This window comes from Pseudomonas sp. 8Z (assembly GCF_902506535.1).
Lineage (GTDB): Bacteria > Pseudomonadota > Gammaproteobacteria > Pseudomonadales > Pseudomonadaceae > Aquipseudomonas.
In genome coordinates, this window is the sequence record NZ_LR733825.1 from 161433 (window position 1) to 188303 (window position 26871).

General features: G+C 61.2%; 21 protein-coding genes and 6 pseudogenes. All 27 read right to left on the minus strand.

Annotation, left to right across the window (positions count from 1 at the left end; all coding sequences use genetic code 11):
• Nucleotides 1-7 precede the first annotated feature (7 nt).
• Nucleotides 8-850, minus strand: a pseudogene (locus tag AERO9A_RS22690) (methyl-accepting chemotaxis protein); the annotation flags it as partial.
• Nucleotides 851-865: 15 nt separating this feature from the next.
• Nucleotides 866-1954, minus strand: a pseudogene (locus tag AERO9A_RS22695) (methyl-accepting chemotaxis protein); the annotation flags it as partial.
• Nucleotides 1955-2046: 92 nt separating this feature from the next.
• Complete coding sequence (locus AERO9A_RS05025) at nt 2047-2619, minus strand: chemotaxis protein CheW (RefSeq protein WP_159970832.1); 573 nt, start codon at nt 2617-2619, stop codon at nt 2047-2049.
• A gap of 58 nt (nt 2620-2677) precedes the next feature.
• On the minus strand, nt 2678-4297 hold the full coding sequence (locus AERO9A_RS05030) for a methyl-accepting chemotaxis protein (protein WP_159970833.1): 1620 nt from the start codon (nt 4295-4297) through the stop codon (nt 2678-2680).
• Nucleotides 4294-4836, minus strand: coding sequence for a chemotaxis protein CheW (locus AERO9A_RS05035; RefSeq protein WP_159970834.1), 543 nt, complete (start codon nt 4834-4836; stop codon nt 4294-4296). The genes AERO9A_RS05030 and AERO9A_RS05035 overlap by 4 nt, the downstream gene beginning before the upstream one ends.
• A gap of 126 nt (nt 4837-4962) precedes the next feature.
• Nucleotides 4963-5685, minus strand: a pseudogene (locus tag AERO9A_RS22420) (methyl-accepting chemotaxis protein); the annotation flags it as partial.
• A 63-nt stretch (nt 5686-5748) separates the two neighbouring features.
• A pseudogene (locus AERO9A_RS22625) lies at nt 5749-7047 on the minus strand (methyl-accepting chemotaxis protein); the annotation flags it as partial.
• On the minus strand, nt 7044-9203 hold the full coding sequence (locus tag AERO9A_RS05045; RefSeq protein WP_159970836.1) for a chemotaxis protein CheA: 2160 nt from the start codon (nt 9201-9203) through the stop codon (nt 7044-7046). The pseudogene AERO9A_RS22625 and the gene AERO9A_RS05045, both read right to left, overlap by 4 nt.
• On the minus strand, nt 9203-9508 hold the full coding sequence (locus AERO9A_RS05050) for a lipid asymmetry maintenance protein MlaB (RefSeq protein WP_159970837.1): 306 nt from the start codon (nt 9506-9508) through the stop codon (nt 9203-9205). The genes AERO9A_RS05045 and AERO9A_RS05050 overlap by 1 nt, the downstream gene beginning before the upstream one ends.
• A 15-nt stretch (nt 9509-9523) precedes the next feature.
• On the minus strand, nt 9524-9892 hold the full coding sequence (locus AERO9A_RS05055) for a response regulator (protein ID WP_159970838.1): 369 nt from the start codon (nt 9890-9892) through the stop codon (nt 9524-9526).
• A gap of 10 nt (nt 9893-9902) precedes the next feature.
• A pseudogene (locus AERO9A_RS22700) lies at nt 9903-10481 on the minus strand (methyl-accepting chemotaxis protein); the annotation flags it as partial.
• Between the two features lie 714 nt (nt 10482-11195).
• Nucleotides 11196-11825, minus strand: a complete 630-nt coding sequence (locus AERO9A_RS05065; RefSeq protein ID WP_159970840.1) for a response regulator transcription factor — start codon at nt 11823-11825, stop codon at nt 11196-11198.
• On the minus strand, nt 11822-13618 hold the full coding sequence (locus tag AERO9A_RS05070) for a PAS domain-containing protein (protein WP_159970841.1): 1797 nt from the start codon (nt 13616-13618) through the stop codon (nt 11822-11824). Before AERO9A_RS05070 ends, AERO9A_RS05065 begins: the two co-directional genes overlap by 4 nt.
• 89 nt (nt 13619-13707) lie before the next feature.
• Nucleotides 13708-14433 carry a methyl-accepting chemotaxis protein gene (locus tag AERO9A_RS22705; RefSeq protein WP_372239650.1) on the minus strand — a complete coding sequence of 242 codons (726 nt, stop codon included), beginning with the start codon at nt 14431-14433 and terminating at the stop codon, nt 13708-13710.
• Between the two features lie 132 nt (nt 14434-14565).
• A pseudogene (locus AERO9A_RS22710) lies at nt 14566-15735 on the minus strand (HAMP domain-containing protein); the annotation flags it as partial.
• A 218-nt stretch (nt 15736-15953) separates the two neighbouring features.
• Nucleotides 15954-17018, minus strand: coding sequence for a chemotaxis response regulator protein-glutamate methylesterase (locus AERO9A_RS05080; RefSeq protein ID WP_159970843.1), 1065 nt, complete (start codon nt 17016-17018; stop codon nt 15954-15956).
• Complete coding sequence (locus AERO9A_RS05085) at nt 17015-17533, minus strand: chemotaxis protein CheD (RefSeq protein ID WP_159970844.1); 519 nt, start codon at nt 17531-17533, stop codon at nt 17015-17017. Before AERO9A_RS05085 ends, AERO9A_RS05080 begins: the two co-directional genes overlap by 4 nt.
• Nucleotides 17526-18344, minus strand: a complete 819-nt coding sequence (locus AERO9A_RS05090) for a protein-glutamate O-methyltransferase CheR (RefSeq protein ID WP_159970845.1) — start codon at nt 18342-18344, stop codon at nt 17526-17528. Before AERO9A_RS05090 ends, AERO9A_RS05085 begins: the two co-directional genes overlap by 8 nt.
• Entirely contained in the window at nt 18341-18838 is a 498-nt protein-coding gene (locus AERO9A_RS05095) for a chemotaxis protein CheW (RefSeq protein ID WP_159970846.1), read from the minus strand. The genes AERO9A_RS05090 and AERO9A_RS05095 overlap by 4 nt, the downstream gene beginning before the upstream one ends.
• A 3-nt stretch (nt 18839-18841) precedes the next feature.
• On the minus strand, nt 18842-20485 hold the full coding sequence (locus AERO9A_RS05100) for a methyl-accepting chemotaxis protein (protein WP_159970847.1): 1644 nt from the start codon (nt 20483-20485) through the stop codon (nt 18842-18844).
• 32 nt (nt 20486-20517) lie between these two features.
• Nucleotides 20518-21072 carry a chemotaxis protein CheW gene (locus tag AERO9A_RS05105; protein ID WP_159970848.1) on the minus strand — a complete coding sequence of 185 codons (555 nt, stop codon included), beginning with the start codon at nt 21070-21072 and terminating at the stop codon, nt 20518-20520.
• A gap of 22 nt (nt 21073-21094) precedes the next feature.
• Nucleotides 21095-23266 carry a chemotaxis protein CheA gene (locus AERO9A_RS05110; RefSeq protein ID WP_159970849.1) on the minus strand — a complete coding sequence of 724 codons (2172 nt, stop codon included), beginning with the start codon at nt 23264-23266 and terminating at the stop codon, nt 21095-21097.
• A gap of 6 nt (nt 23267-23272) precedes the next feature.
• Nucleotides 23273-23593 (minus strand): lipid asymmetry maintenance protein MlaB, encoded by a 321-nt coding sequence (locus tag AERO9A_RS05115; RefSeq protein WP_159970850.1) that lies wholly within the window; start codon nt 23591-23593, stop codon nt 23273-23275.
• Nucleotides 23590-23958 (minus strand): response regulator, encoded by a 369-nt coding sequence (locus AERO9A_RS05120; RefSeq protein ID WP_159970851.1) that lies wholly within the window; start codon nt 23956-23958, stop codon nt 23590-23592. Before AERO9A_RS05120 ends, AERO9A_RS05115 begins: the two co-directional genes overlap by 4 nt.
• A gap of 8 nt (nt 23959-23966) precedes the next feature.
• Nucleotides 23967-24977: a methyl-accepting chemotaxis protein gene (locus AERO9A_RS05125; RefSeq protein WP_159971631.1), complete on the minus strand. Its 1011-nt coding sequence runs from the start codon at nt 24975-24977 to the stop codon at nt 23967-23969.
• 316 nt (nt 24978-25293) lie between these two features.
• Complete coding sequence (locus tag AERO9A_RS05130) at nt 25294-25932, minus strand: response regulator transcription factor (protein WP_159970852.1); 639 nt, start codon at nt 25930-25932, stop codon at nt 25294-25296.
• Entirely contained in the window at nt 25929-26663 is a 735-nt protein-coding gene (locus AERO9A_RS05135) for a sensor histidine kinase (RefSeq protein WP_159970853.1), read from the minus strand. Before AERO9A_RS05135 ends, AERO9A_RS05130 begins: the two co-directional genes overlap by 4 nt.
• Between the last annotated feature and the right edge of the window lie 208 nt (nt 26664-26871).

Here is a 26871-nt window from a genome sequence, read left to right on the forward strand (position 1 = left end):
GGCATGCTTACATCCCGAAACGGGAGAACCCGCTCTCTTGCTCATCGTGCTTGGTCAACGTGCTGTGTGTTATCTGCGTGGGCACGCTGACAGGCCGCGAAATCAACGGGCTGCTGCTGGGGCTGGCGAGGCGGAAGAACTGCATCAGGTTTTGCAGGTTGACCGATTGGCCGGTCATTTCTTCGGCTGTGGCGGCCAGTTCCTCGGAGGCGGCGGCGTTTTGCTGAGTGATGTCGTTGAGTTGGCTCATGGCTGCACTGATCTGGTTGACCCCAGTGCTTTGCTCTTCGGAGGCGGCGGAGATTTCCTGCACCAGGTCGGAGGTCTTGGCGATCGAGGGCAGCATGTGGTCGAGCAGGGTGCCGGCGCGTTCGGCCAGTTGCACGCTGGACTTGGCTACCTCGCCGATTTCCTGGGCAGCAACCTGGCTACGTTCGGCCAGCTTGCGCACCTCGGCGGCGACCACGGCGAAACCTTTGCCGTGCTCACCGGCACGGGCGGCTTCGATGGCGGCGTTGAGGGCCAGCAGGTTGGTCTGGTAGGCGATGTCGTCGACGATGCCGATTTTGTCGGCGATGGTTTTCATTGCGCGTACGGTTTCTTTGACTGCCTGACCGCCCTCGCTGGCTTCGCTGGCGGCTTTGCCGGCCATGCCATCGGTGATTTTGGCGTTCTCGGTGTTCTGCGCGATGGAGGAGGACATTTCTTCCATGGCGGCGCTGGTTTGCTCGACCGAAGCGGCCTGGCTGGATGCCGCATGGCTGAGGCTTTGCGCCGTGGCGGAAATCTCCTCGGCGGCGCTGCTCAGGGAGCTGGTGGACTGGTGCACCTGGCCGATGATCTCGCCCAGCTTGCTGACCGTGGTGTTGAGCGATTGCTGCAGCTCGTGCAGATGCCCTTTGTACTGGCCGCTCATGCTGCGGGTCAGGTCGCCTTCGGCCAGTGCCTTGATCACCGCCATGGCTTCATTGAGCGGGGTGATGATGGCTTCCAGAGTGCCGTTGAACCCGTTGACGATGTTGCGGTAGTAGCCTTTGTGGCGGCTGGCGTCGGCGCGCACATCGAGTTTGCCGTGCATGGCCGATTCGCTGAGCATGCTGGTGTCTTCGATCAGCGCGATCATGTTGGCGCGCAGTTGCTCAATGGTTTCGTTGATGAACACCTTTTTGCCTGGGAAGGTGTCCAGGTGGGCTTCGAGGTTACCGGCGCCCAGCTCTTGTACGCAGGCGATGGCTTTTTTCTTCACGGCAATATGGCCGGCCACCATGGCGTTGATGCCGTGAGCGATCTCGGCGTAGCTGCCGCTAAAACGCGCGGCATCGATGACCACATCGATATCGCCCTTGTCGTGCTCGTTGGACATATGGCGCATCTCATCCATCAAGCCGGTGAGGTTGCCGCGTAGGGTCTCGATGGTGTCGTTGATAAAGGCCTTCTTGCCGGGGAGTTTTTCCAGCGGTGCCTTGAGGTCGCCTTCGGCGATCGAGCGCACGCAGGTCATGGCCTTTTTCTTCACTTCGATATGGCTGGCCACCAGTGCGTTGATGCCTTTGCCCAGGTCGCCATAGAGGCCGGGGCGCTGCGTGTCGAGGATCACGTCGATGTCACCACGAGCGTGTTCGTCGCTGACATGGGCAAGGTTTTGATGCAGCCCGTGCACCTGCTCGCTGATCTGTTGCAGACGCTCCTGTAGCGAGCCGGGCAGTGCCGGTTGCTGGGTCAGCCGGTTGGCGTCACCACGGGCCAGTTGTTCGGCCAGGCTGAGCAAGGCTGTGGGTTCATTACCCAGTTGTTGAGTCAGCGTGCGCTGCAGCAATAGGGCCTGAATACCGACGACGACGGCTGCGACAATGGCGATTGCAATAGTCGCATTGCTCGCCAGATCCGATGCCAGAAGGAAAAACGCTAGGGTGGCGGTTGCGCTCAGTGCAGCGAGGCGAATGTTCAGATTCATGGCGTGGTGCTCCTTCTCGGGCTGGATTCCTGACTAGCGTTGGCACTGCAGCTAGGTGGGAATCGGTGGTGATGCTTGTGAGTCATCGAGAGTCATTGGGTCAGTCGGCTGTACAGCTCGTCGAACAGGTGTGGGGGATGTGGCGTTGAGCCCAGGGCGTCGGTTGGCTGATCTCCTGCACTGGCAAGCAGGCGCAGATCGTCGAGCGAAAGCACGCGGCCGATGTCGAGCAGCACGACTAGGCGGCTGTCGAGCTTGCCCATGCCGATAAGAAAGGCCGTGGGAATGTGGCTGCCGAAATTGGGCGGCGGCTCGATATCCTGAGGGGGGATTTCCACCACCGCATTGACGGCCTCGACGAGGATGCCGATGACTCGATCAATGCCCTCGTTCTGCACTTCCAGAATCACGATGCATGAGCGCCGTCCAACCTGGGTTGAGCCCTGGCCGAAGCGCTGGCGCAAATCCATGATCGGCACCACGCCGCCGCGTAGGTTGATTACCCCAAGGATGCTCGGCGGCATCATGGGCACCGGGGTGAGGCGGCCGTACTCGATGATTTCGCGCACGCTGCGGGTGCCGACGGCAAACAGCTCCTCGCCGAGGGTGAAGGTCAGGTACTGCTGAGTGGTGTCTGCAGCAGTGGTTGGCGTGATGCGTGTCATGAGTCACTCCTGGGGCACCTCCTGGTGCCCGGCTGCGCCGGTGAGGGCGTGTGCGTGATCAGTGTTGGAAACGGATGAAACCCTTGGGCGTCGGCTGCAGGCTGGGTAGCTCGTCGGCATCGTCGTTACTGCTGCGCGGACGGCGTGCCGCTTGCTGGCGGGTCTGGCGCGTTGGAGTGGCTGCATTGTCGATCTTGAAGAAGTCCATCAACTGCTGCAGTTGCTCGGCTTGGCCGCTCATTTCCTCGGCGGTAGCGGCCAACTCTTCGGAGGAGGAGGCCGACTGCTGAGTGATTTCACTGAGCTGATTCATGGCGGTATTGATCTGGCCAACACCGCTGCTTTGCTCTTCTGAGGCGGCGGCGATCTCTTGCACCAGGTCAGAGGTTTTAGTGATCGATGGCACCATCTGATCGAGCAAGGTGCCGGCGCGCTCGGCCAAGGAGACGCTGTTCTTGGCCACTTCGCTGATTTCCTGCGCGGCGATCTGGCTGCGCTCAGCCAGTTTGCGCACTTCGGCGGCGACCACGGCGAAGCCTTTGCCGTGCTCGCCGGCACGTGCAGCTTCGATGGCGGCGTTGAGGGCCAGCAGATTGGTTTGGTAGGCGATGTCGTCGACGATGCCGATTTTGTCGGCGATGGTTTTCATCGCGGCCACGGTGTCCTTGACGGCCTTGCCACCTTCGTCAGCTTCACGCGCGGCTTTACCGGCCATGCCATCGGTGACCTTGGCGTTCTCGGTGTTCTGCGCGATGGAGGCGGACATCTGCTCCATGGAGGCGCTGGTCTGCTCGACCGAAGCGGCTTGCTCGGAGGCGCCTTGGCTCATGCTTTGCGCCGTCGCGGAAATCTGCTCGGAGGCGCTGGACAGTGAATCGGCGTTGCTGCGCACTTCGCCGATGATCTGGGCGAGCTTCTCCACCATGCCTTTGATCGCGGCCAGCATGCTGGTTGTATCGCCCGCTTTGGTCTCGACCCTGGCTGTCAGATCGCCTGCGGCGATGCGCGACACCATTTCGGCGGCATAGGCGGGTTCCCCACCGAGTTGGCGCAGCAGATTGCGGGTGATGAACAGACCGACCAGCGCGATCAGCACCAGGGTGACACCGGACACACCGATGGAGGTCAGGGTGGCGTTCTGCAACTGGTTATTGGCCTCGACGGTGGCCTGGTCGCCAAGCTTCTCGTTGAAGTCCACGTGCGCTTCGAAGGCTTTGGCTACGTCATCAGTGATGGCTGAGTTATCCAGAATCATCTTGGCCGCCGCTTCGGTCTGGTTTTCGGCGGAGAGTTTCATGACGGCAGTTTGCACTTCCTTGAAGCGCGCCAGCGTCGCCAGCACCTTGTCCAGCAATTGCTGATCCTCGTCATTGGAGAGCAGCTTGCGATATTCCTCCGTGGCGTCTTGGAGGCTTTGCTCAGTCCTGCGGATGTCCTCTTCGATGATTCGCATGCCGGCGCCATCCGTGGTCAGGATGTGTTTGTACATCTGCCGGATCAGGTCTTTGGAATTACTCTCCATCGCCCGCAAGGCGAGGAGGCTGGGAACGGTGTTTTCGTTGCCATAGTTGGCCGAGGCGAATACGGATTTGAGTTGGTATTGGCCAACGCCGGCCAGCACGATGATGCCGAGCAAGGCTGAGAGAACCAGTAGGATCATTTTTTTGCTGATAGTCATTTGCCGGCTCCAGCGCGTTCGCGCAAATCGGATTGGAGGTCATTAGATTGGCCAGCCATGGCGGCGATCTGCGCGATCGACAGCACTTGCTCCATACGCAACAGGGTGAGGAAGTGTTCGTCGATGCGAGCCATGTCCTCGATAAATTCAGCGCGAATGCGGCTGCCAAACGCCGGCGCTTGGCGGATGGCGTTTGGCTCGATCTCCAGCACGGCGTTGACCGCGTCGACCAGTGCCCCCATCAGATGGGTTTCCTCTTCGTCGAGGATTTCCACGATGACGATGCAGGTGCGGGCGCCGAGGCGGGTGCGCCCATGGCCGAAGCGCTCGGCCAGGTCGATGATCGGCACGACAGCGCCGCGCAGATTGATCACCCCGCGTACCAGGCTTGGCATCATCGGCACCAGGGTGATCTGGTCGAACTCCAGAATTTCGCGCACGTAGCGGGTGGCCACGCCATACAGCTCTTCGCCAACGCGGAATGTCAGGTACTGGCGTTGCAGGCCTTCGTTGCTGAGCAGTTCAAGGTCGATGGACATGGCTTAACCCCTGAAGCGGATGAATCCGCTCTCTTGCGTGTCATCCGTGGTGACGCTACGCGGCACCAGGCGGGTGGCCGGTGCTGTTGTGCGCGCCGGGGTATTGGTCGCGCTGTTGCGTACGGCCAATTGGAAGAACTGCATCAGGTTTTGCAGGTTCACCGATTGGCTGGTCATTTCCTCTGAGGTGGCGGCCAGCTCTTCGGCGGCAGCGGCGTTTTGCTGGGTGATATCGCTGAGCTGGCCCATGGTGGCGCTGATTTGTTTGACCCCGGTGCTCTGCTCTTCGGAGGCGGCGGAGATTTCCTGCACCAGGTCGGAGGTCTTGGCGATCGAGGGCAGCATGTGGTCGAGCAGGGTGCCGGCGCGTTCGGCCAGAGAGACGCTGCTTTTGGCCACTTCGCTGATTTCCAGCGCGGCGACCTGGCTGCGTTCGGCCAACTTGCGTACTTCGGCGGCGACCACGGCGAAGCCTTTGCCGTGCTCACCGGCACGGGCAGCCTCGATGGCGGCGTTGAGGGCCAGCAGGTTGGTCTGGTAGGCGATGTCGTCGACGATGCCGATTTTGTCGGCGATGGTTTTCATCGCCGCCACGGTATCGCGCACGGCCTGGCCGCCCTCGCTGGCTTCGGTGGAGGCTTTGCCGGCCATGCCATCGGTGATGCGTGCGTTCTCTGTGTTCTGTGCGATGGAGGCGGACATCTGCTCCATGGCGGCGCTGGTTTGCTCGACCGAAGCGGCCTGGCTGGATGCCGCATGGCTAAGGCTTTGCGCCGTGGCGGAAATCTCCTCGGCGGCGCTGCTCAGCGAGCTGGTGGACTGGTGCACCTGGCCGATGATCTCGCCCAGCTTGCTGACGGTGGTGTTGAGCGACTGTTGCAGCTCGTGCAAATGCCCTTGGTACTCGCCGCTCATGTTGCGGGTCAGGTCGCCTTCGGCCAGCCCGGCGATCACGCTCATGCCTTCGCTGAGGGGGATGATGATGGCCTCCAGCGTGCTGTTGATGCCTTCGACGATGCGGCGGAAGTCACCTTTATGGCGCTGGGCGTCGGCGCGTGTATCGAGCCGCCCCTCGGTGGCGGCCTGGCTGAGCATCTGGGTGTCTTCGGTCAGCGCCTGAATGTTGCCGCGCAAGGTCTCGATGGTGTCGTTGATAAAGGCTTTCTTGCCGGGGAACTGCTCCAGCGATGCCTTGAGATCACCCTCGCCGAAGGCCTTGATGCAGGCCATGGCCTTTTTCTTCACGCTGATATGGCCGGCCACCATGGCATTGATGCCTAGGGCGATTTCGGTATACGCGCCCTGGAAGCGGCTGGCATCGATGACCACGTCGATATCGCCTTTGTCGTGCTCTTCGGACATATGGCGCATTTCGTCCATCAGGCCGGTGAGGTTGCTGCGCAAGGTCTCGATGGTCTGGTTGATAAAGGCTTTCTTGCCGGGGAATTGCTCCAACGGCGCTTTGAGATCGCCCTCGCTGATGGATTTGACGCAGGCCATGGCCTTTTTCTTCACGCTGATATGGCCGGCCACCATGGCATTGATGCCTAGGGCGATTTCGGTATACGCGCCCTGGAAGCGGCTGGCATCGATGACCACGTCGATATCGCCCTTGTCGTGCTCGTCGGACATATGGCGCATTTCACTCATCAAACCCGTGAGGTTGCGGCGCAGGGTTTCGATGGTGTCGTTGATGAAGGCCTTCTTGCCGGGGAATGGCTCCAGCGGTGCACGCAGGTCGCCTTCGGCAATCGAGCGTACGCAGGCCATGGCTTTTTTCTTCACCTCGATATGGCTGGCCACCAGGGCATTGATGCCTTGCGCCATGTCGCCGTAGCGGCCTGGCAGGCGCGTGTCGAGGACGGCATCGATGTCGCCACGGGCATGTTCGTCGCTGACTCGACGCAGCTCCTGGGCGAGCCCGCCCAGTTGGCCGTCGATTCGTTGCAGGTGTTGATGCAAGGTGGCGGAGGTTGGGACGCCATGGCCATCGGCTTGGGCCAGACGTGCGGCGAGCGCGAACGAGGCCATTGGGTCGCTGCCCAGGTACTGACTCAAGAGGCGTTGCAGCAGTAGGCCCTGAATGGCCACGGCCAGGCAGGCCAGGATGGCGATAGACAGGCTGGCGCTGCTATTGAGGTCAATGGTCAGGGCCAGTAGTGCGATGATGGCGGTTGCCGAGAGTGCCGCAATGCGAATGCTTAGGCTCATTGCACGGTGCTCCTGAGTGGGCTGGATTGAGTGGCAGCACGCATGCTGCCGTTTTGCGTGACTTGGGCCAGCAGGCCCGGAATATCGAGGATCAGGGCCACAGCGCCGCTGCCGAGGATGGTGAAGCCGCTGAGCGCGGGAACCTGGCAGAACACCTTGCCCAGCGGTTTGATGACGGTCTGAAACTCGCCGAGCAACTGGTCGACCACCAGCCCGGCACGTACGCCTGCATAGCTGACCACCACCACGTTTTCACGGCGTGGCGGTGTGCTCTGGTCGTCGAACATCTGCCGCAGACGGATGAAAGGCAGCACGTCGCCGCGCAGGTCGAGGTGCTGTTGCCCGGCCAGTTGCTCGCTCGGTAGCTCGATGCATTCCTCGACCATATCCAGCGGCACCACGTAGCAGGACTGGCCGACACCGATGAGAAAGCCATCGATGATGGCCAGCGTCAGTGGTAGGCGGATGCGTACGCAGGTGCCTGTGCCGAGGGTGCTGTCCAGCTCGACGCTGCCGCGCAGGGCGGTGATGTTGCGCTTGACCACATCCATGCCGACGCCGCGGCCGGAGAGGTTGCTGATCTGCTCGGCGGTGGAGAAACCGGGTTCGAAAATCAGGTTGAAAATTTCTTTGTCGCTGAGCTGCTGGCCTTCGGCGATCAGGCCGCGCTGAGTGGCTTTGGCGAGGATTTTCTGCGGGTTGAGGCCGCCGCCGTCGTCGGACACTTCGATGACGATGCCGCCTGCCTCGTGGTAGGCATTGAGGCGCACCACACCTTGCAGCGACTTGCCTGCTGCCAGGCGGACATCGGCAGGCTCGATGCCGTGGTCCATGGAGTTGCGCACCAGGTGGGTGAGCGGATCGCCGATCTTCTCCACCACTGTCTTGTCCAGTTCGGTGTCACCGCCGCTGATCTGCAGGACGATGTCCTTGCCCAGCTCCTTGGACACGTCGCGCACCACGCGCTGGAAGCGGTTGAAGGTGGCGCCGATTTGCACCATGCGCAGGGTCAGGGCGCTATCGCGCACTTCTTCGACCAGACGCGAGAGGGTTTCGGCGGACTCGCACATATCCAGCAGGCCGCTGCGTTGAGCCAGCATGCGGGTGTTGGCGCCCGCGATGATCAGCTCGCCGACGAGATTGATCAGTTGATCGAGCTTGGCGGCATCGACGCGGATCAAGTTGGTGTCAGCGTTGGCGCGAGGTGTTTCCTTGGTCGCCACGGCGCGGTTATCGCTGGCGTCGGGCGTGGGAGTGGTCGCCTGTTGCGTCGCCGATGTTGCAACGCTGGTGCTCGCTTCTGGCACCAGTGCTGCGGCATCAACCTTTGTGCAACGCACCAGGCGTTCAACTTGTAGGGCGCCTTCGTTGGCGCGGGCCTCCAGTACCTCGCGCAGGGCTGAGAGTGGCGCACCGGGTGGCAGGATGTGGAGGCTGCCGTCTTCGCGGACGAACTCGAAGGCGCCTTCGATGGCGCTGGCTTGGGCGTCACTGGCAAAGCTCAGCTCCAGGCCCAGGTAGCAGGTTTCGGCATCCATCTCGTCGAGATTGGGCAGGTGATCCTGTACGACTTCGATGTGCAGAATCTGGCCGAGGGTGCTCAGGTAGCGGACGAAGGCCAGCGGATCCATGCCGTTGCGCAGCGTGTCAGGGCCGAAGCGCAATGACAGGTACCAGTTGGCAAGGCCGTCGCTGCTGGCGCTGAGTGGGGCGCTGGGCGTGGCGGCGCTTGTGGTGGCAGCCGTGGTGGCGGTGTTTGGTTGCAGGTAGCGGCTGAGTGCGGCGACCAATTCCTGGCCGTGGGCGTTTACGCTGTCGGGCAGCTCTGCCAGGTCTGCACCACTGGCCAGGTGGCGGATCAGTCCGGCCAGGTGGTCACCCACCTTGAGCATCAGGGCAATCAGTTCGGCATCGAAACGCAGTTCGCCGCTACGGATGCGGTCGAGCACGCTTTCCGCTACGTGGGTGAAGGCGACGATGTTGTCGAAACCGAACAAGCCGGACGAGCCCTTGATGGTATGGGCTGCGCGGAAAATGGCATTGATCAGCTCTTGGTCGTCTGGCGCCTGTTCAATCTGCAGCAGGGCGTCTTCCATCTGCTGCAGCAGTTCCTGGCTTTCGGCGATGAAGGTGCCGATGACACTGTCGAGGTTCATCAGTGCACCTCCTCGGTTGCCAGCAGGTCATCGATTGCGCTCAGGGTGAGCAGCTCCATCACGGCCGCGCTGCCGGCGTTGAACTGCAGGTCGATGTCCTGACGGCGAGCCTGTTCGCGGGTGGCCAGCAGCAATTGCAGGCCCGCGCAGTCGAATTCGTCGACCGCAGAGAGGCCGATCTGCAGGCGGATGGCGCCTTGCAGGGCGGCACACAGGCGTAGCTTGGTGTCGGCTGCGGTGTAGATGCTCAGGGCACCTTCGAGCTGCAGATGGCGGGTGTCATCGGGGGCGTCGGTCGCTTGCATGGAGCACCTCGCGAATCAGGGCAGAATCAGTTTGGAAACGGCGGTGAGCATCTGCGCCGGTTGAAACGGCTTGACCACCCAGGCCTTGGCGCCTGCGGCCTGGCCTTCGCTTTTCTTGGCGTCGCCGGCTTCGGTGGTGAGCATGATCACGGGGGTGAACTTGTAGTTGGCCATCTGCTTGACGTTTTTCAGGAAGGTGATGCCATCCATGTTCGGCATGTTCACGTCGCTGATGATCAGGTGCACCTTGCGCCCGTCGAGCTTGGTCAGGGCATCTTTGCCGTCGACACCTTCGATGACCTCATAGCCGGCGCTTTTCAGGGTCATGCCGACGACCTGGCGAATGGAGGCCGAGTCGTCGACGATAAGAATGGTCTTGGTCATGGGCATGTCCTCAGAAGAAAGTAATGTCGGAAGTGCTTTCAGCGGCAGCACCGCTGCGACCGTGATGGATGTCGTGCTGCTCAGGCATGGTGTAGGTGTGGGCCAGCTCCGATAGCCAGGTGCGGGCGTCGACCCGCTCGCAGGGCTCGCTCAGGTGCTCCGCCAGGCGCTCGATGTCGTCGCGCATGTGGCCGAGCATCTGGCTGACCCGATCCTGGAATTGCAGGGCTACCAGTACTTCGGAAATTTCCGCGCCGACCGCCTGGTTTTCTTGCTGGAGTGCCGCGCCGTGTTCAACCAGGTGGGTGGCGCTGTTGCGCAGATCCTCGGTAATTCGGCGGATGATCTGGCTGGCCCCTTGTAGGGTGTTGGCATCGCGGTCGGCGTGCTCGTTGGATACCTGCAAGGTGCGCTCGATGGCCGAGCTGACGGTTTCAATGGTTTCGTCGATGCGTTTGCCGGTGGCTTCGGAGAGGGTGGAGAGCTTGCGCACTTCATCGGCGACGACGGCGAAACCGCGCCCGGCTTCGCCGGCCCGCGCGGCTTCGATGGCGGCATTGAGTGCCAGCAAGTTGGTCTGCTTGGCGACGTCACCGACTTCCTTGGCCATGGTGCGCAGTTGCGTGGTATAGCCGCTGAGGTTGATCACCTCGGCCAGCAGGGCTTCTTTGCTGCTCAGGGCTTCGCGCAGTTGGCTGATGATCACTTCTAACTCGTGCTCGCTGCTGGCGAGCAGATTGAGCAGCGATTGTTCGTCGCTCTGGTTGCCCGTGCTGACCACGGCATTGATCCGCATGGCCAGTTCGGTGAAACGCTCGCTCAGCGATTCGATGGCGGTCTGCGTGTGCTGACGGGCCGCTTCTATCTGTTGCGACCAGACGGGGGAGATGCTGCGGCAGAGGTCTGCCAGCCCGTCGACGTGGTGCACGGCTTCTTCTGCCTGGCCAGCGCTGAAGCCTGCCTGGTAAGCCTGTTCAAGTGCAGTTGCCTGCTTGCTGGCCAGGCTGCGCATGTTGGCCAGCAGCAGCGCACCTGGTAGCAGTGCTGCCGCCAGCCAGTAGGTGCTGGGGAGTTGGAGGGTCAGCCAGACGAGAACCAAACTAGCGCTGCTGACCAATGCAGCGGCAAGCCAGGGCATCCATGGGGGCGTGGTTTGAGCGGTCACGTTCACACTCCATCGAGCAACGAAGCCGGGGGGTAGGCTCTCAGTGTTGGTTGACAGAATGATCGGTGGTGCGGGGCTGGAGCATCGGTGTATCCCGATGATGGCGTAGGGACACTCCTTTTTTTTGTAGGGCTTTTCCTACCGTGCCAATTGTTCCGTCATGGCGAAGCGGATGATGTCGGCATTGCAATTGAAGCCCATCTTTTCCATCAGGCGGGTTTTGTGGGTGCTGACGGTTTTGTTGCTGATGGCCAGGCGCTCGGCGATCTGATTGACGCTCAGGCCGTCGGCCAGCAGACGCAGGATCTGGAACTCTCGATCCGAGAGGCTTTCCAGGCCGCTGCCACGGGGTTCTGCCTTAGCGAAGGCCAGTTGCTCGGCGATGCGCGGATCCAGATAGCGGCCACCGCCAGCGACTTTGTTGATGGCGGCGAGCAGGGTTTCGGCGTTGTGATCCTTGGTCAAATAGCCGTGGGCACCTGCGCGCAGTGCGCGCTGGGCGATCTGCGGCTCGTTGTGCATGCTCAGCACCAGAATGGGCAGTTTGCTGTAGTGGCTGTGAATGCGGGCGATCAGATCCTCGCCACTGATGCCGGGCATGCTCATGTCCAGCAGGACAAGGTCGATGTCGACATTGCGCAGACTTTCCAGCACCTGACCGCCGTTTTCGGCTTCTGCCACGACTTGCAGGCGACTGTCGAATTCGATCAGTTGCTTGAGACCGTTGCGCATGAGGGTGTGATCATCCGCGATCATGATTCGCGTCATGAGCTCTCCTGAGTTGACTGGACGGGCAGGGTTGCCTGGACGGTGGTGCCTTGACCGGGATGACTGAAAATGACCACTTCACCGCCCAGGCTCAGGCCGCGTTCTCGCATACCGGCAAGGCCCAGTGAGCGCCTGTTGGCCTGGCTGGGGTCGAAGCCACAACCGTTGTCGGTGATATCCAGGCGGTAGCCGTCGTCGATGCGGTCGAGGCTCACCAGCGTGCGTGTGGCGCCGGAGTGGCGGGCGACGTTGTTCAACGCTTCCTGAACGATGCGGAAGGCGGTGGTGGCCTGGGCGTCGGACAAGGCTGGCTCTTCACTGTAGGTGGTGAGTTCACAGGCGATCCGCGTGTGTTGGCGAAACTCTTCGACCAGCCACTCCAGCGCCGGGTAGAGCCCCATGTTGAGAACCGCAGGGCGCAGGCTGGTGGCGATGGAACGTACCACCTGTATGGTGCGGTCGCACAAGCCCATCAGTTTGTTGGCTGCGTCATCCAGACCGGGTGCCTGGGGGCCGAATTGCAGATGCAGCATGGAAATGCCCATACGCAGGGCTGTCAGGTGCTGGCCGAGTTCGTCATGGATTTCCTGGGCGATCAGCTTGCGCTCTTCTTCCCTGGCCGATTCACGGCGGCTGGTCAGTTCGCGTAACTGCTGGTTGCTGTCGGCCAGCCGCTTTTCTGCCTTACGGATGCTGGTGATGTCGCGCCCCAGCGATAGAACGCTGACGATCTCGCCATTGGCGCTGTACTCGGGAACCAGTTGCACCAGGTAGTGGAGCTGTTGCTCGCTGGGGCCGTCGATGCCGTGGATCAGTTCTTCTTCCACGGCCGTACCGCTTTGCGCGACCTCGCGCACCATGTCGGCCATGATGTCGACTTGCGAGTTGTTGCCAAAAGCATCGCGCGCGGAGCGGCCCTTGGCCTCTCGTAGTGGCAGTTGGCACAAGGCTTCCAGTGCCGGGTTGGCATACAGCAGGCGGAAGTCGGGGGTGACGCGACCGATGGCGTCGTGAGTGTTTTCGATCAGGGTGCGGAACTGGCGTTCGTTCTGTTGGAGGATTTCGGTCAGGCGCTGTTGTTCGGTGAGATCATGCAGCAAGGCCAGGCTGTAGCCGCGCCGGTCATAGTGGAAACGGGTGAACTTCACCGAGACATAGCGGTGGCTGCCGTCCAGGGGGTTGTTCAATTGCAGTTGCAGTGCGCGCTGGTTCTGCACCAGCTCCTGCAACTGTTCATCGCTGTAGTGCGCCAGGGGGAGCAAGGCCTGGCCGATGCTCTGGCCTTGCAGGTAACGCTGCGCCTGGCCGAGCAGGCTGCAGGCCGCTTCGTTGAGGTAGCGGATATTCAGGGCGTCATCGAGCAGCAGGGCGCCGTCGGCGGTGTAGTCGAGTGCGAAACTGAGCAGGTAAGTGAGTTCGGCACGTTCCTGGGTTGAGCGTGGTGGGCTGAGGCGAATCAGGAATCGGTCGATCTCGGCTCCGCCTGCGGACACTCCGGAAACACTGGTTCTCAACCACTGGTAGGTGTCTTGCGCGTTGCGCAGACGTAGCTCGCCACATGGGATGTCGGCTTGCTGACTGCCGGCACGCGCCAGGGCGTGGGTCAGGGCATCGCGATCCTGCGGGTGCAGCCAGTGTGTCAGGGGCTGTGGTGCGGGAACGGTTAACGGCGCGCCAATCATCCGTAGCAGGGCGGGGTTGGCCCGCTGCAGGCAACCGTTCAGATCCAGCAGCCCCAGGCCAACGGGTGCCGACTGCCAGATGGGTTCAAGCAGGGCATCTGTCGTGTGCATCGTTTCAAGCCTTCCTTGATGGTTGCCCTTGTGAGCGTGGAGGGTTTACGGCACGCTTGCCGGGGCGCGTAACCGGCAGGCGCTCGGTGTCAGACCTTGAAGCTATCCACCTGCTTATTGAGCGCCTGATACAGGGTGGATATCTGCTGTGACTGGCTTTTGACCTGGCCGGACATGGCACGCACGCTGTCGCTTTGTTCGCGCAGCATGGTGAGGTTCTCACTGATGTGGTGGGAGACCTTGGCTTGCTCGTCGGTCGCCAAGGCAGTCTGGCTGGCCATTTCCTGTACCTTGCCGAATGAGCTGCGCAGGGTGTCGAAAATGCTGATCATCTGGTTGATGTTCTGCACGGTGTTGTCCGCATTGCGGCGGCTGTTCTGGATCGCTGTGGTCGATTCGGCAACGCTTACCTTGAGGCGCTCGATCATGGTTTCGATCTCCCGCGTGCTGTCCTGCGTGCGGGTTGCCAGGGTGCGAACCTCATCGGCGACCACAGCAAACCCACGGCCTTGCTCACCGGCGCGGGCGGCCTCGATGGCGGCATTGAGGGCCAGCAGGTTGGTTTGTTCGGCGATCGTGCGAATCACCTCCAGCACCGAGGTGATGGCGGCTGAGCTTTTTTCGAGGTCGGCTGAGCGATTGAGCGCCAGCTCGATATCACTGACCAGTTGCTCGATGGCTCGGTTGGACAAGGTCACGGCATTGGCGCCTTGATCGGTCATCTGGCTCGAATGGCTGGCTTCGTGTGCGGTTACCTTGGCCAATTCGGCCATCTGTTGGTTGGAGACGTTCATTTCGGTCGCCGCACTGACCATGGAGTCAGAGGCATTGACCAGTCCCTCGCTGATACGCCCGGCCTGCTCGGATACGGTATTGAGCTGACCTGTGGTGTCACCCAACGCATTGGACTGGTGTTTGATGACGCCGATGATCTTCCGCAGGTGTTCGACGAAACTGTCGAATTCCTTGGCCAGGTCACCCAGTTCATTGCCTGAGTTGGAGTCGATACGTTGGGTCAGATCGCCGTCGCCATCGGCTATCTCGCGAATGCGGCGGGCGATGTGCTGGACGTCCTGTGTGATCTTCAGCGGTATGTAGTAACCCACGGCCAGCGCGATGAGAAAGGCGATGCCGATGGTGAACATGGCGATTTTCTCGTAGTGGGCGATCCGCTCCTTGACGGCCTCCTTCTGGTTGCGGGCATGATCTGAAATGGCCTCGCCGGCCTTGTCCAGTACCTCACGTACGGCACTGAAGTATTCGTCCACCTTGGCTTTTTCTTGCGGGATCAGCGTGCGGTTGGTGTTTTCTGACGCACTGATGAGGGCCTGACTGCTGCGCATCCATTCTTGAAAGAGCGCATCGAAGCCCTCGTACGGCTTGGTCAGTTCCGGTTCGCGGATCAGGTAGCTGCGAAAGTCATGAAAGCGCTGCAGGGCTTGGCGGGTATTTTCTTCGAAAGCCTGGCGGTTATCGGCGATGCTGCCATTGCCACCGCTGATTCTTTGTAGGGCCAGGAGAGCCTGATAAAGGTCGCGGTCAGCGTTGAGGATGACCGAGAGCGCCTCGACGTATTGCTGCAGGTCGGTGTCGTTTTGTGCGTCGTTCTTGCGCTGTTGGGTGTGCTGGCGCAGTTGTTCCCCGGCTGCGTCGAGCAGTGAGCGCATGGCCTGGAATTTTTCATCGTGCTGAGGGCTGATGACAGTGTCTGCGCTCTGGAATTTGCCATTGAGGCTATTACTGGCCTCCAGCCATTGTGTGTAGAGCGCTTCGAAGTCGCTGAATGGCGCGATGACCGTGGGCTCGTCAGCGAGTAATTGGCGAAAACCATTGAAGCGGTCTTTGACCTGCTGGGCGTTATCGGCAAAGTCTTTGTTGTTATCGCTGATGCTGCCTGTACGACTGATCAGGTGTTCCTGAGCGATTGCGGCTTGGTAGATATCGCGATCTGCATTGAGCACCAACGCGACTGCATCGAAGTAGTTTTCTGCCTGCTTGCGCATGGCATCTTGCTGAATCTTGCTCATCAGCAGCATCAACAGCAACAAACTCACCAGAATCAGCGCCAGCAGGGCTATTGGCAGAATCATCTGTACTCGTATCGATTGAAGGCGCATTCGCGACTCCTTGTCCAAAGACCTCTGGTTGATGGCAATGCAGTAATCAGGAGTCTAGATAAGGGAATGCGAGCGCGCTAAATAACCTCCGAAAAATAAGGAAATGCTGTGGAACGTGCGCCCTAGAGCAAGTCTGGGCAATATTTTGACGTCAGCAGGTGAGCGCTGGGCTGCGTGTTGATGCGTTGTGTCAGGCCGCGTTTGGGATCCGATAGCGCTCAAGGCCGCTCGTTGCGAAGGATGTGGGCCGGTATCTGCTGCAAGGGGATTTCCCGGCTGACTGCACCCAGTTTCATGGCCTCCTTGGGCATGCCGTAAACCACGCAACTGGCTTCGTCCTGGCCGAAGGTAACCGCGCCTACTTCGTGCATTTCGCGCAGGCCGCGAGCGCCGTCGTCTCCCATGCCGGTCATGATGATGCCGGTGGCGTTGGTTCCCGCCGCGCGTGCGGTGGAGCGAAACAGCACATCGACCGAGGGCTTGTGGCGGCTTACGGGGGGGCCGTCGACCACTTCGACCATGTACTGTGCGCCGCTGCGTTTGAGCAGCATATGGCGCCCGCCGGGCGCGATCAGGGCGCGGCCAGGGATGACCCGGTCGCCATGCCGAGCCTCTAGCACTTCGATCTGGCACAGGCTATTGAGGCGCTCGGCGAAGGCGGCGGTGAAACGCTCGGGCATGTGCTGGACGATGACGATACCGGGGCACACGCGTGGCAATGCGGTGAGCACGTACTCCAGTGCCTGGGTGCCGCCGGTGGAGGTACCGATGGCAACGATACGCTCGGTGGTGCGGGCCATGGCCGTTGGGCTGACAGGTGGCAGCAGCGCATCGGCGCTGTGCTTGGCTGCGGCTACAGGTTTGTCCTTGATCTGGCGAAGTTTGGCCTGGGCGGCAGCCTTGACGGCACCGAGCAGGTCATCGCTGGCATTGACGATGAACTTGCGCAGGTTCATCTGCGGCTTGGTGACGATGCTCACGGCGCCCGCCGCCAGTGCCTGCATGGTGGTGCTGGCGCCTTTTTCGGTGAGGGTCGAGCAGATCACCACGGGTGTCGGCCGCTCGGCCATGAGCTTCTTGAGAAAGGTGATGCCATCCATGCGTGGCATCTCCACATCCAGCACGATTACGTCGGGCCATTCGCGCTCCATTTTGTTCAGGGCGAACAATGGGTCGGCAGCCGTGCCCAGCACTTCGATGGCCGGGTCGGCCCCCAGTACCGAGCTCAGCACCTGACGCACGACTGCGGAGTCGTCGACGATCATGACTTTGATGGGTTTCATGTAGGTAACACTCCAGTGGGGGCGCCACTGCTGGATCCGTTGGGGGATAACTTGAGAGCTAGCTGGCCGCTGCTGATGTCGAAGATCAGGTGCCGATGGCCGGTTCCGCCGACGTGTTCGCCATGGCTCCTCAAACCGTGCATGGCGAGAAGCTTGTAGGCCATGTCGATATTCTGCTGACCGATATGCCGCTTGTTGCGGCCGTTGACACTGGGGAACATGTTGCCGCCGCCGAAGATGCGCAGATGGTATTCGCTGGCGTGGGTGCCGTGAGCGTGGATCGCTTCGAGCAGCAGGAGCATGGCCTCGTCGCCGTAACGCCCGTCCAGCTTGGCCGTGGGCTGGCCACGGGTGGGCAGCATGTAATGGCACATACCGCCCAGGCGTCGGCGCGGGTGCCAGAATACCAGGGAAACACACGAGCCCAGCAGGGTACGGATGCGCGTGTTGGCGCCGGTGAAGTGCAGATCACCGGGACGCAGGTAAACCTCGTGAGGTACAGCAGGTCTAGGCATCGGGTTTGCGGTAGATCGACGGCTTGACGATGTTGAGCGTGTCGTCGATGCCGTTGAGGCTCTCCGAATGGCTGATCAGAAAGTAACCGCCAGGCCGCAGGCGACTCAGCAGGCGTTTCACGACGTGACGCTTGGTTTCACTATTAAAGTAGATCATCACGTTACGCAGGAAGATCACGTCGAACTGACCGGTTTCCGGCAGTGCGTTGTTCAGGTTGATTTGCTCGAAGCGGATACGCCGACGAATCGTTGGGCATATCAGCATGTTGCCTGCGTTGCCATCCACGCCGCGAAAACAATGGCTTATACGCATCTGCCGGGGGATGTCTTGGCTGTCCTCCAAGCGATAGACGCCGGTGCGGGCCCGTTCAAGCACCCGTTGGCTGATATCCGAGGCAAGAATTTCCCAGGGCCTATCGCCGAGAACATCGGCCAATAACAGCGCGATGCTGTAAGGCTCCTCACCGCTGGAGCAGGCGCCGCTCCAGATGCGCAGAGGGCGACCACTGGGGATCAGGCCCGGTTGGCTCAGGCGCTCGCGCAGGAAGTCGAAATGCTTGGGCTCGCGGAAGAAGTAGGTTTCGTTGGTGGTCAGCAGGTCGACACAGGTTTGCAGCTCTGCTGGGCTTTGGCTGATATGCCGCAAGTACTCGCTGTAGCTATCGAGTTCGTATGCGTACAAGCGCTTGCCCAGGCGCCCTGCCACCAGCGGCTTCTTCGCATCGGACAGGCTGATGCCGGTGATGTTGTAGAGCAATTGGCGAAACTGGGCGAACTCGCGATCACTGAGCGCGATGGAGGTGCTGCTCATGCTTGGTCCTGGGTGGCGGCCTGATCCAGCAGGCTGATCTCGTCATCGGACAGGACGCGGCCCACGTTGAGTAACACCACCAGACGCTCGTTCACCTTGCCCATGCCGCGAATGAAGTCGGCGCGGATACGATTGCCGAAGCGCGGGGCGGGCTCGATCTGGTCGGCGCTCAGTTCCAGCACTTCGCTGACCGCATCGACCACCATGCCGATCACGCGCATGCCCTCGTCCGTGGCGATCTCCAGAATGACGATGCAGGTGCGCGAACCGATGACCGTCGCGTGGCCGCCGAAGCGCAGCCCCAGGTCGATGACCGGCACCACGGCGCCGCGCAGGTTGATCACGCCGAGGATGCTCGGCGGCATCATCGGCACGCTGGTCAGGTGACCGTACTCGATGATCTCGCGTACGGCATGGATATCGACGGCGAACAGCTCCTGGGCCAGGGCGAAGGTCAGGTACTGGCCGGCAATACGGTCGGTGTCGGCAGTCATCGACTACTCCTGAAAGCGCACGTAGCCTGCTGGCAGGCCGCCGGCCATCAAGGTGGAGGCGTCGTCATCGAGCGGCGTAGCCCGTGGTGGCTTGTTGCGGCGTTGCGCTTGGGCGGGACGTTGCGCCGTGCGCGCAGCGGTGCTGCTGTCGAGTTTGAAAAAGTCCATCAACTGTTGCAGTTGCTCGGCCTGGCCGCTCATTTCTTCGGCGGTGGCGGCCAGCTCTTCGGAAGACGATGCGTTCTGCTGAGTGATTTCGTTGAGCTGATTCATGGCGCTGCTGATCTGGCCGACGCCGGAGCTTTGCTCTTCGGAGGCGGCGGCGATCTCCTGTACTAGATCCGAGGTCTTGGCGATAGACGGCACGATCTCATCGAGCAGGCTGCCGGCGCGTTCGGCCAGTTGCACACTGGACTTGGCCACCTCGCCGATTTCCTGGGCGGCGACCTGGCTGCGTTCGGCCAGCTTGCGCACCTCGGCGGCAACTACGGCGAAGCCTTTGCCGTGCTCACCAGCACGCGCGGCTTCGATGGCAGCGTTGAGGGCCAGCAGGTTGGTCTGGTAGGCGATGTCATCGACGATGCCGATCTTGTCGGCGATGGTTTTCATGGCGCGTACGGTTTCCTTGACCGCCTGGCCACCCTCGCTGGCTTCGCCGCTGGCTTTGCTCGCCATGCCGTCGGTGATGCGCGCGTTCTCGGTGTTCTGCGCGATGGAGGCGGACATCTGCTCCATCGAGGCGCTGGTTTCCTCCACCGAGGCCGCCTGCTCGGAGGCTGCCTGGCTCATGCTCTGCGCGGTCGCGGAGATTTCTTCCGAGGCACTGGTCAGCGCGTCGGCGTTGCTGCGCACTTCGGAGATGATCTGCGCCAGGCGCTGCGACATGCCGTGGATGGCGGCCAGCATGCTGGTGGTGTCGCCTGGGCGGGTATTGATCTGCACACGCAGGTCGCCTTCGGCGATGCGCGACACCACCTCTGCGGCATAGCCCGGCTCGCCGCCGAGCTGGCGTACCAGGCTGCGGGTGATCAGCCAGGCCAGGAGAACGGAAATAAGGACTGCCACGCCGCCGATGATCATCAGCTGCAAACGAGACTCTTCGTAGAGGGCCGTGGCTTCGTCTGCACTCTTATCCATCAGCCCAGCCTGGAACTTGAGTATGCTATCTGCAGTTGCGAGCAATTCGTTGTTGGTGGGAATCAACTGCTCATACAGATAGCTTTGTGCGCGCTGCTGATCATCGAGCATGGTGAAAATTTCATCGTAGCGTTTGCCTAAGGCATCTCGTGCCGTATTGACCTTAGCCAACAGCTCGCGCCCTTCCGGCGTATTGATCATGCGCCCGAGTTCTTCGGTGGCATCCGCACGGCGTTGGCGGCTTGCACTGATCAACTCACGGTTCTTCTCGTCAGAGGCGCTATCGTCAACCAGCAAGATATCGCGGATGAAACGAGCTTGATTGAGGGTCTCGTCCTTGATGCTTTGAGCCAATAGCACCTTGGCGTAGCGATCCTCGACGATGAAGGTGCTGGAATCATTGATCGCACTCATGCGTATGATCCCCAGCAGCGTCGCCATTATCAGCAGGAGCACGACCATGCCAAAGCCCAGCCCCAGCTTGGTCGCCACTTTCATATTCTTGAACATGGTTACTTTCTCCATATGACCTGGTCGGTTGCTCAGGTGCGTGCTTTGTTGCCGGAAGCCGCAATTTCGGCGACCGCCAGGGTGTTTTCGATGGTCAGAAGGACGATGAAGTCGTCACCCTGGCGCACCATGCCGTGAATGAAGTCGCTGCGGATGGGGTTGCCGAACGCGGGCGCCGGGCGGATCTGCGCGGCGGCGACCTCCAGCACTTCGCTGACGGCGTCGACGATGATGCCCAGTACCTGGGCGTCCTCTTCGGCCACCACTTCGACGATGATGATGCAGCTGCGCTTGTCGATGCGGCTTGGGCCCTGGCCGAAGCGCAGGCCCAGGTCGATCACCGGCACCACGGCGCCGCGCAGGTTGATCACGCCATGGATGCACGAGGCTGCCATGGGCACACGGGTAAGCTGCGGGTATTCGATGATCTCGCGCACGCTCAGGCCGTCGAGGGCATAGCGTCGGGCGTTGAGTTCGAAGGTCAGGTACTGGCGCGAGGCGTCTTGCTCGTCAACCACCGCACCTGAGGGCGGGAGCATTGCCACCGGGTGCTGCGGCGAACTCGCCGGATTATCAGGAAGACTCATGATGTGCGCTCATTGGCTGATTTCAGGCTTCGCTGGTGAGCGGAGCCGCATTCGTCGTGGAACTGGACAGGTCGGTGAGCAGACTGGGGATATCGAGAATCAGCGCCACGGCGCCGCTGCCCAGAATGGTGAAGCCCCCAACGCCACGGCAGGTTTCGAACAACTTGCCCAGCGGCTTGATCACGGTCTGGAACTCGCCCATCAGATGGTCGACCACCAGGCCGACACGCTGCCCGGCGTAGCTGACCACGACGACGTTCTCACGCCTGGGCGGCTGTCCGGCTTCGTCGAACAACTCGCGCAGGCGGATGAACGGCAGCACTTCGCCGCGTAGCGAGATGTGGCCGCGATCATGGCGGGCACTGACCTCTAGCTCGATGCATTCCTCGACCAGATCCAGCGGAATCACGTAACCGGCCTGGCCGACGCCGACCAGGAAGCCATCAATGATGGCCAGGGTCAGCGGCAGGCGAATGCGTACGCAGGTGCCTTCGCCGAGTGTACTGTCCAGGTCGATGCTGCCGCGCAGGGCCGTGATGTTGCGCTTGACCACGTCCATGCCGACGCCGCGACCGGAGAGGTTGCTGACCTGCTCGGCGGTGGAGAAGCCCGGCTCGAAGATCAGGTTGAAGGTTTCCTTCTCGGTCAGCGTCTGCCCTTCGCTGATCAGGCCGCGTTCGCGGGCCTTGGCCAGGATGCGCTGCGGATCGAGACCGCCGCCATCGTCGGCGACTTCCAGAACGATGCTGCCGGCATCGTGGTAGGCGTTAAGGCGCACGTTGCCCTGTGCTGGCTTGCCCCGCGCCTGGCGCATGGCCTGCGACTCGATGCCGTGATCCATGGCATTGCGCACCAGGTGCGTGAGCGGGTCGGTGATGCGCTCGACGACTGTCTTGTCTAGTTCGGTCTCGCCGCCGCTGATGGACAGGGCGATGTCCTTGCCCAGCTCCTTGGAGACGTCGCGTACCACGCGCTGGAAGCGGTTGAAGGTAGCGCCGATCTGCACCATGCGCAGGGTCAGGGCGCTGTCGCGGACTTCCTCGACCAGGCGTGAGAGCAGTTCGGTGGATTCCAGCATTTCGGCATGGCCGCATTGCTGAGCGGTCATGCGCGCCCCGGCGCCAGCGATGATCAGTTCGCCGACCAGGTTGATCAGTTGGTCGAGCTTGCCGGCATCGACGCGAATCAGGTTGCCTTCGTTGCTGCGGTTTTCCTTGACCTGTTGCTGCTTCTGCAGGGCGGCGGCGATCACCGGCGGCTGCACCAGGCTCTCTTCCATCAGCACCTGGCCGATGGGGCGCGCTTCAGCCTGTTGCTGGCCTTGCACCTGGGTGTGCAGCACCTCCTGCAGTTCGGCAGCGGTCAGGGTGCCGCAGCGCATGAGGATTTCGCCGAGGCGCATGTCCTCTTCCGGCAAGGTGCGGATCAGCTCCAGGTATTCCTCGGATTTGCTGTTGGGCGGCAGGATGCGGATCAGGCTGTCCTCGCGGACGAACTCGAAAGCCCCTTCGATGGTGGCCTTGTCCGCCTCGCTGGAGAAGGCGACTTCGAAGCCCAGGTAGCAGGTTTCCGGATCCATCTCGGCGGCCGGCGGTACGCGGTCGAGCAGCGGTACGATGCTGACGATGCGTCCGAAGGTGTTGAGGTAGCGCAGCAGCGACAGCGGATCCATGCCATTGCGCAGCGTGTCCGGGCCGAAACGCAGCGAGAGGTGCCAATGGTCGGCGCTGACGCCGCCGCCACTGCTGCGCTCGACCAGCCCATTGCTGGACGGCAGGTTGCTCGTGTTCTGCGGCGCGTCCATATAGAGACTGAGCTGGTCGCCCAGTTGATGGTTCTGTTCGAGCAGGGCAGGGTCGAGCTGGTCGAGTGTCTGGCCTTCATCGAGCAGGTCGATCAGGAGGCCCAGGTGGTCGCCCACCTGCAGAAACAGAGCGGTCAGGGTGCCGTCGAAGCGCAGTTCGGCATTGCGAATCCGATCCAGCACGCTTTCGGCAATATGGGTGAAGCCGACGATCAAGTCGAGGCCGAAGAGGCCGGCCGAGCCCTTGATGGTGTGGGCCGCACGAAAGATCGCATTGATGGTATCAGCGTCATCCGGGGCGCTTTCCAGCACCAGCAGGGCTTCCTCCATCTGTTCGAGCAGTTCCCGGCTCTCGGCGATGAATATCTTGAGTACTTCGTCCATATCCATGCCGTGTCACTCGCCGCTGGGTTTGATCAGGATGGGGTCGCCGAAGAAGGACGCCAGGCCAGAGAGTTCGAAGGCATCTATGACGGCCGGACTGTGATGACTCAGTCGCAGCTGGCAGCCCTGGCGTTCGGCTTCCTGCTTGGTCAGCACCAGCAGTTGCAGGCCGGCGCAGTCGATTTCGTCGAGCGCCGAGAGGTCGAGTTCCACTTCTGCACTGGGGGCCAGCGCGCGCATCAGCAGGCTCATGTTCTCGCTGACGCTGTAAATGGTCAGGCCGCCTTCCAGTGGCAGGATGCGATAGAGGTTCTCGCCAGGCGCTTGGCTCATGGCAGGATCAGCTTGGAGACTGCCGTGAGCATCTGGGCCGGCTGGAAGGGCTTGACCACCCAGGCCTTAGCGCCTGCAGCGCGGCCTTCTTCCTTCTTCGCTTCGCCTGCCTCGGTGGTGAGCATGATCACTGGGGTGAACTTGTAGGCCGGCAATTGCTTGACGTTTTTGACGAAGGTGATGCCGTCCATGTTGGGCATGTTCACGTCGCTGATGATCAGGTGCACCTTGCGGCCATCGAGTTTTTTCAGGGCATCCTTGCCGTCGCATCCCTCGATTACGTCGTAGCCGGCACCTTTGAGCGTGATGCTCACCACCTGGCGAATGGATGCCGAGTCGTCGACGATGAGTACGGTCTTGCCCATGGGTAACCTCAGAAGAAAGTGATTTCAGAATCGTTGCGTTTGCCGGGCGCGTCGCCTCGGTGAATGTCGTACTGCTCGGGCATGGTGTAGGTCTGCGCCAGCTCTCGTAGCCAGTGTTCGCTGTCCAGCTCTGCTGGTGCCTCGCCCGCGGCGCGCTGGCGTTGGCGTTCGTCTATGTGCAGGTGCAGTTTGTCCAGGTCACCGCGCACATGGCCGAGCATCTGGCTGATGCGATCCTGAAACTGCAGGGCGACCAGCACCTCGGCGATGTCCTGAGCGACGCTCTCGCTCTGGCTGCGCATAGCTTCGTTATGGCTGACGATGCCGCTGGCGCTGTGATGGAAGCGGGTAATCACGCCGTTGATGACTTCGCTGGCGTTGTTCAGGGTCTGCGCGTCGGTATTGGCGTATTCCTGGGAAATGCTCAGCGTCTTGTGAATGGCGCTGTTGACGATATTCACGGTTTCGCCGATGCGTTGGCCGGTCTCGCCCGATAGCGACGAGAGCTTGCGCACCTCATCGGCGACCACGGCGAAGCCACGGCCGCTTTCGCCCGCTCGGGCGGCCTCGATGGCAGCATTGAGCGCCAGCAGATTGGTTTGCTTGGCGATATCTGCAACTTCTTGCGCCATGGCCTGAAGCTGGTCGGTGAAGCTTGAGAGCTGCATCACTTCCTTGAGCAGTGACTCTTTGCTGGCCAGCGCTTCACGCAGGGCCATGATGATCATGTCGAGTTCGTGCTGGCTGGTGGAAAGCAGGGCGACCAGGCGGTTGCCGGCCTCGCGCTCGGGGCCATTGCCAAGGCTTTGCTGGATACGCACAGCGAGATTGGCGAAGCGTTCGCTGAGTAAGCTGATGGCTTCTTCACTGTGCGTGCGTGCTGCTTCGATCTGCTGTGTCCAGACGGGCAGGGTTTTCTCGCACAGTGCTTCCAGATCATGGGCTGGTTGCGCTGCACTGCCGACGTGTTCGTCGAGCACGGCCTGTGCGGGTGCGGCGGTGCGTTTGCTGAGCAGCATGAACGCTGCGCCTGCGAGCAGCAGGGCGAGCAACGCAGGCGTCAGAGCGAACCAGCCTAGCCCGACGGTAAGGGTCGAGGTCAGGCCGCAGAGCAGTATCAGCAAAGGGGCAGTTGTAGAGGCGTGATCGCGCACGTTTGGGCTCCGCGACAGATGGGCTCTAATGGCCGCGGAACGGGGTCGGCGAGAGGCCCCCTAAAGGACTCAATGCGTGTTCCATCGACCGCTCGCAGCATGCATTAGCCATCACGCCTGGGGCATCGGGCTAAGCTGGATTTAGCATGCGTAAAGCGCCTTTGAATCGCTCAGAATATCCTTAGTGCGTATAAGGCTCTTGGATGCCTGCGGCGTACTTGATCAGTTCGGCATTATTGGAAAAGGCCATTTTTTCCATCAGATTAATCTTATGCGTGCTGACGGTTTTATTGCTGATCATCAATTGCTCAGCGATCTGATTGACGCTCAGCCCGTCCGCCAGCAGGCGCATGATCTGGAACTCCCGGTTGGTCAGGCTGTCGAGGCCGCGGTTGCTCTGTCGTTTGAGGCTGCTCAGGGCAATCTGTTCGAGCAGGTCTGGATCGATGTAGCGCCCACCGGCGCCGACCTTTTTCACCGCCGCGATCAAGGTTTCGGGGGACTGGGTCTTGGTCAGATAACCTGCTGCGCCTGAGCGCAGCACACGCATGGCCACTTGGGCGTCGTTGTGCATGCTCAATATCAGGATGGGCAAGCACGGATGCTGGTGCACGATGCGTTCTACCAGCGCTTCGCCACTGAGGCCGGGCATGTTGATATCCAGCAGCAGCATGTCCACTTGCAATGAGCGCAGGCATTCCAACGCCTGTGAGCCGCTGGCGGCCTCGCCCTTGATGACGATGTCCTTGTCGAGTTCGAAAATGTGCTTCAACCCTTCACGCATGATGGTGTGGTCGTCGACGAGCATCAGATTGATCATGTGCTTTCCTTGGCATTTACTCTGATGGGAAAGATGGCTTGGATAATGGTGCCCTGTCCTGGGTGGCTGAACACGATGACCGGGCCGCCGAGTTGGCGTCCGCGCTCACGCATGCCTGAGAGGCCATTGGAGTCGGGCAGGATGTCGTTCAAGGCGAAACCCTGACCGTCGTCGAATATCTCCAGGATGTAATCGTTCTCGCGCTGGGCCAGGGTGACTTGTGCGCGGCTGGCATTGGCGTGGCGCAGGGTGTTGGTCAGCGACTCCTGCACGATGCGATACAGGTGGGCTGCGCGCTCCTTATCCAGATCGATACCCTGCGGGGGAGCATGGTAACGGCAGTCGATGGCCGCTAGTTGGCGAAAGTCTTCGACGAGTGCTTCGAGTGCGTTGTGCAAGTCCTGTGCGTGCCGAGGGGGCGCCCCGTTGGGTATGTCGCGAACGCTATCGATTGCACCCCGTGTGATGGAGCAGAGGCGTTCGAGCTGCTTGAGTAGTGCTGGGCGTTCGCGATCCAGGTGAATGCGCAGCACGCCTAGCCCCTGTAACAGAGCCGTCAGTTGTTGGCCTAGCTCGTCGTGCAGTTCGCGGGCGATGCGCTTGCGTTCTTTAAGGCGTGCAAGTGCACGAGCTCTAGCAATATGGGGTTGGCAATTAGGACAGGCTTCATCCTCGTGATGTTGGTGGTGAGAGGGTGCAAGTGTGGTTGAGAGCGTCGTTGCAGTATTCATGTTGGCTCTTCTCTTTTTTGGGGCGGCTGATCTTGTGGACTGGCCGCTGCAAGGCGTAAAGGGTGTAAAGCTCTCCCAGGGCTATTCACAGCAGGTGCTAAACGCGGCATCTCGACTTGTGCTGGGCAGCAGATGACTCTTGATCGTGGCCGGTCTCTTAGAGCAGAGGCCTGCAAGATTTCGCTCAGCGGTTTCGACGCTAGGTACT